We start from the raw sequence: 12656 nt of genomic DNA, 5'->3' as shown, positions 1-12656 counted from the left end.
ATGCGCTACGGGCTCAAGATCGCCATGCGCTATCTGGGTGCGAGCAAGGCCCAGACCAGCCTGCTGATCGCCGGCGTCGCGGTCGGGGTCTTCGTCTTCATCTTCATGAGCGCGCTGATCGGCGGGCTCGCCGTGTTCCTCTTGCAGCGCACGGTCGGCGACATCGCCCATGTGACCGTCGAGGCGCCGAGCCGGGACGCCGTATCGCTGATGGGCGAGCAGGGCGATGTGCTGCTGGTCGAGCAGCGGGCGACCAACCAGCGCACCCTGCTACGCACGGCAGATGCGTTTCTGCCGCTGATCGAGGCGCTGCCCGGCGTCGCCGCCACCTCCCAGCAGATCGTGGGCAACGGCTTCGTCGTGCGCGGTCAGGCCCGAGCGCCGGTGGGGATCACCGGGGTGGAGCCGGGCAAGGTCTCGGCCATTGCCGATATCGACGGGGCGCTCATTTCCGGGACGACGGAGCTCGGAAATTCGGGCGTCGTCATCGGCTCCGGCCTCGCCGACGATCTCGGCATCGGTGTGGGGCAGGTGGTGCGGTTGCAATCGGACCGCGACGTCGAGCGGACCCTCGTTGTCGCGGGGATTTTCGAGATCGGGCTCGATGCCCTCGACAGCCGGGCGGCCTTCGTGACCCTTGCGACGGCGCGAACGCTGTTCGATCTTCCCCAGGGGGTGTCGAGGATCGAGATCAAGCTCGTCGACCTCAACGCCGCCGACCGCGAGGCCCGCAGGATCTCAGCCGAGACCGGGCTCAAAGCCACCCCCTGGACCGAAGGCAATGCGCAATTGCTCGACGGGCTCCGCGCGCAGGCGAGTTCGGGCAATCTCATCAAGGCCTTTGCGCTCATCACCATCGTCATCGGGGTGGCGAGCGCACTGCTCCTCTCGACCTATCGCAGGCGCCCCGAGATCGGCATCATGCGGGCCATGGGCGCGAGCCGGCTCTTCGTGATCGGGGTCTTCGTGACCCAAGGCACGCTGATCGGGCTCCTGGGCGGGCTCATCGGCGCAGGGCTCGGCTTTCTCGCGCTCTCGCCCTTTCCGGTCCCCGAACTGGCGCCCCCCGGCGGGCTGCCCGTCGACGTGCGCCAAGGCGCGTACGATCTCGCCATCGTGCTGACGACGCTCGGCGCGATTCTCGCCTCCATCCTCCCCGCGCGGGCCGCGGCGCGGGTTGATCCGGTCTCGGTGATCGGGCAGTGAGCGTGCTGGTCGAAGTTCGCGACCTGATCAAGACCTTCGGGGAGGGGGAGGCGGAAACCCGCGTGCTGCGCGGGCTCGACCTGACGCTGGAGACGGGCGAACTCTCGGCCCTGCTCGGCCCCTCCGGCTCGGGCAAGAGCACGCTTCTCACCATCCTCGGAACGCTGCTGAAACCCAGCTCGGGCCTGCACACCATGCTCGGCGTCGACCTCGCAGCGGCGCGCGATGCCGAACTGACCGAGTTCCGCAATCGCCACATCGGCTTCGTTTTCCAGTTCCATCACCTGCTGCCCGATTTCACCGCGCTCGAGAACGTCATGTTCCCCACGGCCGTCATGGCTGGCCGGGAGACGGCGTCGGCACGGACGCGGGCGGCCGAACTGCTCGAGCGGGTCGGGCTTGCGGACCGGATGCACTTTCTCGCGCCAAAGCTCTCCGGAGGCCAGAAGCAGCGTGTGGCCATCGCCCGCGCGCTGATGAACCGGCCCGAACTCGTCCTTGCCGACGAGCCGACCGGCAATCTCGACCGGGACTCCGCCGAGCAGGTGATGGCCCTGATCGGCGAGATCAATTCCGAGGAGGAAACGACCTTTCTGATCTCCACCCACGACGAAAACATCGCCGCCCACTGCCGCCGCCGCATCCTCGTGCGCGACGGCAGGGTGGAGGGGTGAGGGGGCGGGGCGCGAGGGGTAGCTCGGAATAGTTCAGCTGCGAAGCAGGCGAGCGACAGGACGCCGCGCAACTCAGCACGCGCGCGAATCGGCGCTTTTCGTGCAGCGCATGGCGACGGTATCGCGCGGGATAGGATGAGTATGGAGGATTGGCTGGGGAACCTGGATTCGAACCAAGATTGACGGAGTCAGAGTCCGCTGTTCTACCGTTGAACTATTCCCCAAGCGCGAGGCTGGGAAGCGGGCGGGGCCGGCGCTTCGGGGGGGCTTTTAGCACAATTGGCGGGGGGATCAACTCCCTTGCGGGGCAAAATCGCATGGGGGCGTGCGTGGCGCCCTCGACCGGGCGGGACGCGTCGGTCCTTGCGCCAAGCCGGGTCGGCCTCGGCTTTCGCCCTCTCGATCCATTACGCCGGGGCTGCGGGGCTATTGGCCGTTGCTCAGCTTTTTGAAGCGGGCAGATTGGCATCGGGCGGCGGTTGGTCGGCTCACGCGGACGTGGGGCTTGCGCGATTGCGCTGATGGGCGCCATGCACTAGGTTCGCTCCTGACACTGAACATGACTGCGCCCGGGCGCGATCGGCAGGACCTTTCGCGACCGCGCAGAACGGAGCTCGACGTGACCGATTCCGATCGGTCCGCAGCCGCGAACCTGCCCGCGGGCACGCTCGCGCCGCGTGGGGATGGCAAGGGCCATGTCCGGGCTGGCGCAGGCGGCGGGGAGGCGTCCGAAAAAGGGCGTGCGGAACGGCGGACCAGCCCCGCCCATGGTCCCGGCCCGCGCCGCGCGCGGGGGCCTGTCTATGCGGCGCTCGACCTTGGCACCAACAATTGCCGCCTGCTGATCGCGCGCCCGCACGATCAGGGTTTTCGCGTGCTCGACGGGTTCACCCGGATCGTCCGTCTGGGGGAGGGGCTCTCGGTCACCGGGCGGCTTTCGGACGCGGCGATGCACCGCACCATCGAGGCCCTTCGGCATTGCCGCAACAAGCTGCGCGAGCACCAGCCGGCGCGCATGCGGCTGATTGCCACCGAAGCCTGCCGCGCAGCGGAGAACGGCGCGGAATTCGTCGCGCGGGTCGAGGCTGAACTCGGCATCTCGCTCGAAATCGTCGACCGGCGCACCGAGGCCGAGCTCGCCGTGACTGGCTGCGCCGATCTCATCGAGCGCGAGAGCGCGGGCGCTTTGATCTTCGACATCGGCGGCGGTTCGTCCGAACTCGCCTGGCTCGACTTTCGCGGCGGGCGCCCGCGCCGGCAGGGGCGGATGTCCGCCTCGATCCGTTCCTGGCAATCCCTGCCGGTCGGGGTCGTCTCGATTGCCGAGCGCTTCGGGGGCGTGGACGTGACGCCCGAGACCTTCGAGGCCATGGTCGCCCATGTCGCCGAGCACCTGCGCCAGTTCCGCGGGCGCCAGAAGCTGCGCCAGATGATCGCCGAGCACCCCATGCATCTGGTTGGCACTTCAGGCACCGTGACGACGCTTGCCGGGCTTCACCTGGGGCTCGAGCGCTATGAGCGCCAGAAGGTCGACGGGCTCTGGATGAGCGATCAACAGGTGTCCGACACCATGCGCGCGCTGCTCGGCATGCCGTTCGAGCGGCGCATGGCCCATCCCTGCATCGGCCGCGACCGGGCCGACCTCGTGCTGCCCGGCTGCGCGATCTTCGAGGCGATCCGCCGCGAATGGCCGACTGAGCGGGTGCGCGTGGCCGATCGTGGCTTGCGCGAAGGCATACTCATCTCGCTGATCGATGCGGATCGGCCGATCGCGCTCAACAGGAGGAACCGGCACAATGGCTAAGGCGCCCGGCGGCGGACGGCAGTCCGAAAAGGACCTCAAGGTCCGCGTGAAGACCTCCAAGGGCCGCAAGATCGGCTCGACCCTCTGGCTGCAGCGCCAGCTCAACGACCCTTATGTCGCGCGTGCCCGCAACGAAGGCATGCGCTCTCGCGCCGCCTACAAGCTGACCGAGCTCGACGAGCGCTTCGGGCTCCTGCGCAAGGGCATGCGCGTGGTGGATCTCGGCGCCGCGCCCGGCGGCTGGTCGCAGGTCGCGGCCGGCATCGTCGGGACGACGGCGGAAAATCCGCTGGTGGTCGGCATCGACTACCTCGACATGGACCCGATCCCCGGCGTCATCCTGCTCAAGAAGGATTTCACCGAGGACGATGCGCCCGACATGCTGATCGAGGCGATGGGCGGGCACAAGGCAGACCTCGTGCTCTCGGACATGGCCGCGCCGACGACCGGCCATCGCGCGACGGACCATCTGCGCATCATCCACCTCGTGGAGCTGGCGGCCGATTTCGCCATCCAGGTGCTGGCGCCGGGCGGCACGTTCATCGCCAAGGTGTTCCAGGGCGGCACCGAGCACGAGCTGCTCGCCATGCTGAAGAAGAATTTTGCAACGACCCAGCACGCCAAGCCTCCCGCATCCCGGCAGGGCTCGGCGGAAACCTATCTGGTGGCGCGCGGCTTCCGCGGCACCTAAGGGGAATAGGCTTTCCGATCAATGCCTTCGCGGCGTGCGTGGATTCTGTTGCTGAACCTTCAGCCGGTCTTCTTGCGCTTCCTGACGACGTGACCGGAGACGGCGCTGCCCGCGTCGGCCGGCAGGCGCATGTAGACGAGGGCCGCGAGCGCCGAGAGGCCGCCGACCACGAGGAAGGCGACGTGGAAGTCGACGAGGCCGAGCCCGCCCGCATGCATGTGCGTGGTCAGCTCGAGCACGCTGCCGGCAACCGCGACGCCGAGCGCGATCGAGATCTGCTGGCTGACCGCGCTGATGGCGGTCGCCTGGCTCGCTTCGGTATCCTCGATATCGGCGTAGCCGAGCGCGTTGATGCCGGTAAAGAAGATCGAGCGCAGCAGCCCCCCGACGAGCAGCACGCCCATGATGAGGGCGATCGGCGTTTCGGGGTAGAAGGTGGCCTTGGCCATGATGAGGAGCGCCGAGCCGAGCCCGGCGACGATCAGCACGCGGCGGAAGCCAAACCGGGCATAGATGCGTTCGGCCACGAATTTCGACGTGAGCGCCCCGATCGCGCCCACGAAGGTGATCATGCCGCTCTCGAAGGCGTTGAGCCCGAACCCGAGCTGCAGCATCAGGGGCAGGAGGAACGGGATCGCCCCGATCCCGATGCGAAAGAGCGACCCGCCGAGCACGGTGCTCGCAAAGAGCCTGTTTCGGAAGACGCGTGGATCGAGAAGGGGAAATTCGGTGCGGCGCGCATGGCGCAGGTAGAGGATGGTCGCGACGACGCCGGCGCAGAGCGCGCCGAGACCCGCCATGATCGGCAGGGCCGGCAGGCTGACGACCGAAAGCCCGAAGATCAGCCCCGAAAAGGCGATGGCGGCAAGCAGGAACCCCTTGAAGTCGATGGGGCGCGGGAGACGCGCTTCGGTTTTTGGCAGGAAGCGTGTGACCAGCACGATGCCGATGAGCCCGATCGGCACGTTGATGATGAAGATCCAGTGCCAGGAGAAATAGGTGGTGAGGAACCCGCCGAGCGGTGGCCCGGCAAGCGGGCCGATGAGGCCGGGCAGGGTCAGCCAGGCCATGGCGCCGACCAGCTGGTTGCGCGGCGTCGCGCGGATCAGCAGCAGCCGGGCAATGGGCGTCATCATCGAGGCGCCGATGCCTTGCAGGAACCGGCTCATGACGAAGGTCTGGAGCGAATCGGCGAAGGCGCAGCAGAGCGAGCCGATGACGAACACCCCGATCGCGCCGCGGAAGACGTTGCGGGCGCCCCAGCGGTCCGCCATCCAGCCGCTCACCGGGATGAAGATCGCAAGCGCGACGAAATAGGCGGTGAAGGCAAGCTTCAGCGCGATCGGCTCGGTGCCGATGTCGGCGGCGATGGCGGGCAGGGACGTTGCGATAACCGTCGAATCCATCTGCTCCATGAAGAGGGCAACGGCAAGGATCAGGGGAGTAAGACGGTTCACTGAACTGCGGGATCCGGGGACGCGGGCGCGGGAAAGGCGGTGCCGCTCGAGGAGGGTGTGGACGCCAGCATCGGCCGATCGGACTTCAGGCGCAAGCGCCAAGGCCATTTTCGCGCCCGGGAGGCACCAAGGGCGAGGCGTGCGCTTCATGCATGTGCGCTGCGCGCGGCTGGCCTTTGCAATTGCCGGCACAGGTGCTATTGACCCTCGCCAACCCGCGGGCCCGACTGATCTCCCCGCGCCTCGGGCCTCCAACATTTCCGTACGGTACAGAGGCAGGGAAGGGTCTGGCCTTGGCTAAAATCATTTCTTCGATCACGGGCGAAGCGGCACTCACCTTTGATGACGTGCTGCTGCAGCCGGCACGTTCGGAGGTGCTGCCCACCGATGTGGACATCACCACCCGCGTGACGCGCGACATCGAGCTCAACCTGCCTATCCTCTCCTCGGCCATGGATACGGTGACCGAATCCGGCATGGCCATCGCCATGGCCCAGGCCGGCGGCATGGGGGTCATCCATCGCAATCTGACCCCCGAGCAGCAGGCCGAACAGGTGCGGCAGGTGAAGTCGTTCGAAAGCGGCATGGTGGTCAACCCGATCACCATCGGCCCGGACGCCACGCTCGCCGACGCCCTGGCGCTGATGAAGGCCAACCGCATCTCGGGCATTCCCGTGGTAGCCAATGGCGGCAGCGGCGGGCGCATGATCGGCCAGCTCGTCGGCATCCTCACCAACCGCGACGTGCGCTTCGCCTCCAACGATCGCCAGAAGATCTCCGAGCTCATGACCCATGAGCGGCTCGTGACGGTGCGGGACGGGGTGAGCAAGGACGAGGCCAAGCGCCTGCTGCACGCCAACCGCATCGAGAAGCTGCTGGTCATCGACGATGCCGGGCAGTGCGTCGGCCTCATTACTGTCAAGGACATCGAAAAGGCCCAGCTCAACCCCCATGCCATCAAGGACGCGCATGGCCGGCTGCGGGTGGCCGCGGCATCCACTGTGGGCGATGCCGGCTACGAGCGTTCGCTCGCGCTGATCGATGCGGGCGTCGACCTCCTGGTCATCGACACCGCCCACGGCCATTCGGTGCGCGTTGCTGAGGCGGTGGAGCGGATCAAGCGCGAGAGCAACGCCACGCGTATCGTCGCGGGCAACGTCGCTACGGCCGAGGCGACGCGCGCGCTCATCGATGCGGGCGCCGATTCGATTAAGGTCGGCATCGGGCCGGGCTCGATCTGCACGACGCGCATCGTCGCCGGCGTCGGTGTGCCGCAGCTCGCCGCCGTCATGGCGTGCGCCGAGGAGGCCGATCGCTCGGGCGTTCCGGTCATTGCAGACGGCGGAATCAAATTCTCAGGCGATCTCGCCAAGGCCTTGGCCGGTGGGGCATCCTGCGCCATGGTCGGTTCGCTGCTCGCAGGGACCGATGAGAGCCCCGGTGAGGTCTATCTCTACCAAGGGCGCTCGTACAAATCCTATCGCGGCATGGGTTCTGTGGGCGCGATGGCGCGGGGATCCGCGGACCGCTATTTCCAGCAGGAAGTGAACGACCAGCTCAAGCTCGTGCCCGAGGGCATCGAGGGGCAGGTGCCCTACAAGGGCGCTGCGGGCCATGTGCTCCACCAGCTCGCGGGCGGCCTGCGTGCGGCCATGGGCTACACCGGCGCACCGGACCTCAAGAGCTTCCGCGACAACGCCGTCTTCGTGAAGATTTCGGGCGCGGCGCTGTCCGAAAGCCATGTGCATGACGTCTCCATAACCCGCGAGAGCCCCAATTATCGCGGTGGCAAGTGATGGCTGAGGGCACGACCCGATGAGTGCTGCAACGCTCTGGCTGATCGGCGCCGCGCTGGCGCAGGGTCTGCTGGCCTTCGTCATCCTCTGGGTGATGGGCAGCGTCCGCCTGCCGCTGATCGCGCGCGGCAAGGTCTCGGTGGCAAAGATCGCGCTCGACAAGGGTGCCTGGCCCGAGAACGCGCAGAAGCTGTCCAACGCCTTCGACAACCAGTTCCAGCTGCCGGTGCTGTTCTACGTCGCGGTGATGATCGCGCTGCATCTCGGCGCCGGTGCGCTCGAGGCCGTGCTGGCGTGGGCCTTTGTCGGCTCACGTATCGTGCATGCTTTCATCCACACCACGACCAACCAGGTGTTCCAGCGCTTCTGGGCCTTCATCGCCGGCATGGCGATCCTCTTCTGCCTCTGGGTGGTCCTGATCGTCCGGCTCATCCTCATCGCCATAGCGGGGCCCGCCTGATGCGCCTTCCCGGACGACTTGCCGCCGCCATTGCGGTGCTCGAGGATATCGAGGCGCGCAAGCGCCCCGCTTCCGAAGCGCTGAAGGGCTGGGGCCTCAACAACCGCTTTGCCGGCGCGGGCGATCGCGCGGCCATCGGCAACCTCGTCTACGATGGATTGCGGCGCCGCGCTTCGCACGCCCATGCAATGGGGGAAGACACCCCGCGCGCACTTGTGCTCTCGGTCGCGGTTCGCGACTGGGGCGAGCGCGTTTCGGACCTCAACGCTGCTTTTGCCGAGGACCGGTTCGCGCCGGCCCCGATCACCGAGGCGGAGGCCGCCCGGCTCGAGGCGGAGGCGACCCTCGCCGACGCGAGCGACGCGGTGCGTGCCGACGTCCCCGGATGGACCGCGCCGGGTATCGCCGCCAATTTTGGTGGCGACTGGGTGGCGCATGGCCACGCCATGACGGCCCGCCCGCCGCTCGACCTGCGCGTCAATAGGCTGAAGGCCGACCGTGAGCGCGTCGAGAAATCGCTGAAGCGCTTTTCCCCGGCGCCCACCGGCATCGCGCCGGACGGGCTGAGGCTTGCAGCCGGACCGAGGGATGCGCGCACGCCCAATGTCACCGCGGACGAGGGCTACCAGAAGGGCTGGTTCGAGATCCAGGACGAGGGCAGCCAGATCGTCGCGCGCCTCGTCGGGGCGGAGCCGGGCGAACAGGTGCTCGATCTCTGCGCCGGGGCAGGGGGCAAGACCCTCGCCATGGCCGCTATGATGCAGAACAAGGGCCAGATCTTCGCCTATGACAGCGACCGCGCGCGGCTGGCGCCGATCTATGATCGACTGAAACGCAACGGCGTGCGTAATGCCCAGACGCGTTCGCCCGAGCCGGGTGCCCTCGAGGATCTCGCAGGCCGCATGGACCGGGTGGTGATCGATGCGCCCTGCACCGGCACCGGCACGTGGCGGCGGCGTCCGGACGCCAAGTGGAAGCTGGCCGAAGACCAGCTCGCCCAGCGTGTTGCCGAACAGGCCGCGATCCTCGCCGAGGGCCGGCGCTTCGTGAAGCCCGGCGGCGTGCTCGCCTACATCACCTGCTCGATCCTCGCGGCAGAAAATGACGAGCAGGTCGCGGCCTTTCTCGAATCCAATGAGGAATTCAGATTGCGCGACGCGCGAGCGGCCTGGGCGGAAGCGTTCGGGGAGGCCGATAGAGCCGTGTTCACCCCGGGCGGTGGCATCGCGCTTTCGCCGCTCACCACCGATACGGACGGCTTCTATATCGCGCTGCTCGAGCGGAAATCCTGAGCTGTGAACCGCGCGGCCCGTTCGCGCGTTGAACGCCTATGAGCACCCTGACCCTAAACGATTACAAAGCCCCCAAGGCCCTCGGCCTTCTCGCCCTCTTCATCCTCGTCGTCCTCGGCGTCGGATCGTTCATCGGGACCCAGACCGCCCCCGGCGCCTGGTACGAGGGCCTCGACAAGCCCTTCTTCAATCCGCCCAACTGGGTCTTCGGCCCGGTCTGGTCGACGCTTTACGTACTCATCGCGATCGCAGGCTGGCGGACGTTTCTCGACGACCGGGGCGGCCTCGCGATGAAGCTCTGGGTCGCGCAGATGGTGCTGAACTGGATCTGGTCGCCGGTGTTCTTCGGCGCCGAAAACCTTGTTCTCGCTTTCGGCATCATCCTCGTCATGTTGGCGACGATAATCGCCTACATCGTGGTGGTCAGTCGCCGCGATCGCCTCTCGGCACTGCTCTTCGTCCCTTATGCGGCGTGGGTGGGGTTTGCGAGCATCCTGAATCTGTCTCTCTGGATCCTCAACTAACCCGCTCTTGCGAAAAGCATCTTGCGCGCCCGGCTTGGCCCGGTGCTGTCATTTCGAGCGGGCCTTCTTGCCACGCGCCACTTCGGTCGCCAGCGCCTCGAGCCGGTGGGTCCAGAAACCGCGGAACTGCTCGAGCCAGGCGTCCACCTCCTGCATGGGCTCAGGGCGGATGGCGTAGAGCCGCCGATTGCCGATAGCGCGCGCCTCGGCAAAGCCTGCCTCGCGCAGTACCCGCAAATGCTGGGAAACGGCACCGTGCGAGATGCCGAACTCGGCCATGATGGTGGCCGCCAACTCACCGGCGCCCGCTTCCTCGCGAGCAATGAGTTCGAGGATGCGGCGCCGGACCGGATCGCCCAGCACATCGAAAGCGTGCATGGCTGGGCTCACCCCGCCGGCGGGGTATCGCCCGTGTAGAAGGCCTTGGTGCGCTCGCCGGCCGCGCGCGCGGCATCGGCGTCGTCACCATCGGCGATCGCTGCTGCCACCCAACCCTCAGCCGACCGGACGATGAAGCTTCGGCCATCCGCAGAAGCGGACCAGGCGTTGATCTCCTCGGGCGACCAGACCGTCGCGGTCCCGGTCTTAATGTGCATGCCGAGGCCCATCAGCGCCATGTCCCAGCCGACGCCCGTGGCACCGGCGCCATATTGCGACCAGAACTCTTCGGGCACATGCGCCGAATGCTCGAGCCGCAGGCGGGTGACTTCGCCGGCCGGGCTCAGAGAGACGGTGAGCCAGCTCACTTCCCCACCGAATTCCCAGGTCACGCTGAATTCCTTCGGCGGGTCGCAGGCGAGGACCTCGCCCCCGGCATTGCCCTTGAGCTGGTAGCGCTCGCCGAGCCCGACCGACCCCTCGATCGGCATGAACCATCGGGCGATCCGGTCAGGATCGGTCACCGCGTTCCAGAGATCCTCGATGTCCGTTTCGTAGTCGCGCTCGGCGATGACCACCCGCATCGATTTTCCGTCGCGCGTGCGTGTAGCGACGGTCCGCGTCACCGCGCCAATGATGGCTCCAACATCCATGATGTCCTCCTGTCTCCGCACACCTGTTTAAGTCAAAACTAAAATAGATACAAGTCGGCATGCCGGCCATGCCGCCGTCGCGATTGCCTGCCGCATCGATTCGCCGTAAAGCCTCGCCATGCACACGACCCAGCCCCAAGACGCCCCTTCGCCAGACGCCATCCTGATCGTCGATTTCGGCTCGCAGGTGACCCAGCTCATCGCCCGCCGCATCCGCGAAACCGGGGTCTATTGCGAGATCCATCCGTTCAACACTGCCGGCGATGCGGTGGCCGCGCTCAATCCGCGCGGCATCGTGCTTTCGGGCGGCCCGGCTTCGACGCTGGACGAAAACGCGCCGACGATCCATCCGGCTCTTCTCGAGGCGGGCGTGCCGATCCTCGGCATCTGCTATGGCCAGCAGGCGCTCTGCATGGCGCTCGGCGGCAAGGTCGAAGCGGGCCACCATCGCGAGTTCGGGCGGGCGGACGTGACGGTGCAGAAGCCCTCGGCGCTTTACGAGGGCGTCTGGGACCTCGGCACCCAGCATCAGGTCTGGATGAGCCATGGCGACCGCGTGACCGCGCTGCCCGAGGGTTTCGAGATCGTGGGCACGTCGGCCGGCGCGCCCTTTGCGATGATCGCCAATGAAGAGCGGCGCATCTGGGCGGTGCAGTTCCACCCCGAAGTGGTGCACACCCCCGATGGTGCCAAGCTCTACGCCAATTTCGTCCACCATATCTGCGGCATCGCGCCGAGCTGGACCATGGCGGCCTATCGCGAGAAAGCGGTCGAAAAAATCCGCACGCAGGTGGGTTCCGGCCGCGTCATCTGCGGGCTTTCGGGGGGTGTGGACTCCTCCGTGGCGGCCGTGCTGATTCACGAGGCGATCGGGGACCAGCTGACCTGCATTTTCGTCGATCACGGGCTAATGCGGCTCAACGAGGCGGACGAAGTGGTCTCCATGTTCCGCGACCATTACAACATCCCACTCGTCCATGTGGACGCGTCCGAGCTCTTCCTTTCCCAGCTTGCCGGCGAAGCCGACCCCGAGACCAAGCGCAAGACCATCGGGCGGCTCTTCATCGAGACCTTCGAGGCCGAGGCAAAGAAGATCGGTGGCGCGCAGTTCCTCGCCCAGGGCACCCTTTATCCCGACGTCATCGAAAGCGTGTCGTTCACCGGCGGCCCCTCGGTCACGATCAAGAGCCACCACAATGTGGGCGGCCTGCCCGAGCGCATGAACATGGAGCTGGTCGAGCCGCTCCGCGAGCTCTTCAAGGACGAGGTGCGGGCGCTCGGTCGCGAACTCGGGCTTCCCGAAAGCTTCGTCGGGCGCCATCCCTTCCCGGGGCCGGGCCTTGCCATCCGCTGCCCGGGCGGCATCACGCCCGAAAAGCTGGACATCCTGCGCCGGGCCGATGCCATCTATCTCGACGAAATCCGCAAATCGGGCCAGTACGACAAGATCTGGCAGGCCTTCGCCGTGCTGCTGCCGGTGCAGACCGTGGGCGTGATGGGCGATGGCCGCACCTATGAGTTCGTCTGCGCGCTCCGCGCCGTGACCTCGGTCGACGGCATGACCGCCGATTTCTACCCCTTCGACATGGGTTTCCTCGGCCGCACCGCCACCCGGATCATCAACGAGGTCCGCGGCATCAACCGTGTCGTCTACGACGTCACCTCCAAACCCCCCGGCACGATCGAGTGGGAATGATCGCTCGGTCCTGATCGCGTTTTGG

12 protein-coding genes and 1 tRNA gene are annotated in these 12656 nt (G+C 67.0%); 9 read left to right on the top strand and 4 right to left on the bottom strand.

Features of this window, described 5'->3' with window-relative positions; genetic code table 11:
• Positions 1-1206: an ABC transporter permease gene (locus tag EMQ25_RS16435; protein WP_127189697.1), complete on the top strand. Its 1206-nt coding sequence runs from the start codon at positions 1-3 to the stop codon at positions 1204-1206.
• Positions 1203-1880 carry an ABC transporter ATP-binding protein gene (locus EMQ25_RS16430; protein ID WP_127189696.1) on the top strand — a complete coding sequence of 226 codons (678 nt, stop codon included), beginning with the start codon at positions 1203-1205 and terminating at the stop codon, positions 1878-1880. The genes EMQ25_RS16435 and EMQ25_RS16430 overlap by 4 nt, the downstream gene beginning before the upstream one ends.
• 150 nt (positions 1881-2030) lie before the next feature.
• Here the strand turns inward: EMQ25_RS16430 and EMQ25_RS16425 are convergent.
• Positions 2031-2104: transfer RNA gene (locus EMQ25_RS16425), tRNA-Gln, on the bottom strand.
• 395 nt (positions 2105-2499) lie between these two features.
• Between EMQ25_RS16425 and EMQ25_RS16420 the strand changes: the two genes are divergently transcribed.
• Complete coding sequence (locus EMQ25_RS16420; RefSeq protein WP_244606628.1) at positions 2500-3684, top strand: Ppx/GppA phosphatase family protein; 1185 nt, start codon at positions 2500-2502, stop codon at positions 3682-3684.
• On the top strand, positions 3635-4375 hold the full coding sequence (locus EMQ25_RS16415) for an RlmE family RNA methyltransferase (RefSeq protein ID WP_425290249.1): 741 nt from the start codon (positions 3635-3637) through the stop codon (positions 4373-4375). Before EMQ25_RS16420 ends, EMQ25_RS16415 begins: the two co-directional genes overlap by 50 nt.
• A gap of 59 nt (positions 4376-4434) precedes the next feature.
• Here the strand turns inward: EMQ25_RS16415 and EMQ25_RS16410 are convergent, their stop codons facing one another.
• Positions 4435-5832: a DHA2 family efflux MFS transporter permease subunit gene (locus tag EMQ25_RS16410; RefSeq protein ID WP_244606627.1), complete on the bottom strand. Its 1398-nt coding sequence runs from the start codon at positions 5830-5832 to the stop codon at positions 4435-4437.
• Between the two features lie 293 nt (positions 5833-6125).
• Between EMQ25_RS16410 and guaB the strand changes: the two genes are divergently transcribed.
• From guaB to EMQ25_RS16390, 4 genes are read left to right on the top strand one after another with little or no spacing between them, the layout of a single operon-like run.
• Entirely contained in the window at positions 6126-7628 is a 1503-nt protein-coding gene (gene guaB, locus EMQ25_RS16405; RefSeq protein ID WP_127189692.1) for an IMP dehydrogenase, read from the top strand.
• A 19-nt stretch (positions 7629-7647) separates the two neighbouring features.
• Positions 7648-8088: an MAPEG family protein gene (locus EMQ25_RS16400; protein ID WP_127189691.1), complete on the top strand. Its 441-nt coding sequence runs from the start codon at positions 7648-7650 to the stop codon at positions 8086-8088.
• Positions 8088-9380: an RsmB/NOP family class I SAM-dependent RNA methyltransferase gene (locus EMQ25_RS16395; RefSeq protein WP_127189690.1), complete on the top strand. Its 1293-nt coding sequence runs from the start codon at positions 8088-8090 to the stop codon at positions 9378-9380. Before EMQ25_RS16400 ends, EMQ25_RS16395 begins: the two co-directional genes overlap by 1 nt.
• A gap of 38 nt (positions 9381-9418) precedes the next feature.
• Positions 9419-9904 (top strand): TspO/MBR family protein, encoded by a 486-nt coding sequence (locus tag EMQ25_RS16390; protein WP_127189689.1) that lies wholly within the window; start codon positions 9419-9421, stop codon positions 9902-9904.
• Positions 9905-9952: 48 nt separating this feature from the next.
• On the opposite strand, the gene EMQ25_RS16385 is transcribed toward EMQ25_RS16390, so the two are convergent.
• Positions 9953-10282, bottom strand: coding sequence for an ArsR/SmtB family transcription factor (locus EMQ25_RS16385; RefSeq protein ID WP_127189688.1), 330 nt, complete (start codon positions 10280-10282; stop codon positions 9953-9955).
• A gap of 8 nt (positions 10283-10290) precedes the next feature.
• The gene (locus EMQ25_RS16380) at positions 10291-10935 is read right to left on the bottom strand and encodes an SRPBCC family protein (protein WP_127189687.1); all 645 of its coding nucleotides are present in this window, start codon (positions 10933-10935) and stop codon (positions 10291-10293) included.
• 118 nt (positions 10936-11053) lie between these two features.
• Here EMQ25_RS16380 and guaA point away from each other — a divergent pair, with 118 nt between their 5' ends.
• Positions 11054-12631, top strand: a complete 1578-nt coding sequence (guaA, locus tag EMQ25_RS16375) for a glutamine-hydrolyzing GMP synthase (protein WP_127189686.1) — start codon at positions 11054-11056, stop codon at positions 12629-12631.
• The last annotated feature ends 25 nt before the right edge of the window (positions 12632-12656 follow it).

Source organism: Arsenicitalea aurantiaca (assembly GCF_003994485.1).
In the GTDB taxonomy this organism is placed as follows: Bacteria; Pseudomonadota; Alphaproteobacteria; order Rhizobiales; family Devosiaceae; genus Arsenicitalea; species Arsenicitalea aurantiaca.
Note: the sequence above shows the minus strand (reverse complement) of the source record. Positions and strands in the feature narration are given on the sequence as shown.

Coding starts and splice junctions, on each gene's coding strand:
- EMQ25_RS16400 (WP_127189691.1), top strand. CDS start 7,648: ATGAGTGCTGCAACGCTCTGGCTGATCGGCGCCGCGCTGGCGCAGGGT.
- EMQ25_RS16435 (WP_127189697.1), top strand. CDS start 1: ATGCGCTACGGGCTCAAGATCGCCATGCGCTATCTGGGTGCGAGCAAG.
- EMQ25_RS16385 (WP_127189688.1), bottom strand. CDS start 10,282: ATGCACGCTTTCGATGTGCTGGGCGATCCGGTCCGGCGCCGCATCCTC.
- EMQ25_RS16390 (WP_127189689.1), top strand. CDS start 9,419: ATGAGCACCCTGACCCTAAACGATTACAAAGCCCCCAAGGCCCTCGGC.
- guaA (WP_127189686.1), top strand. CDS start 11,054: ATGCACACGACCCAGCCCCAAGACGCCCCTTCGCCAGACGCCATCCTG.
- EMQ25_RS16415 (WP_425290249.1), top strand. CDS start 3,635: ATGCGGATCGGCCGATCGCGCTCAACAGGAGGAACCGGCACAATGGCT.
- EMQ25_RS16395 (WP_127189690.1), top strand. CDS start 8,088: ATGCGCCTTCCCGGACGACTTGCCGCCGCCATTGCGGTGCTCGAGGAT.
- EMQ25_RS16380 (WP_127189687.1), bottom strand. CDS start 10,935: ATGGATGTTGGAGCCATCATTGGCGCGGTGACGCGGACCGTCGCTACA.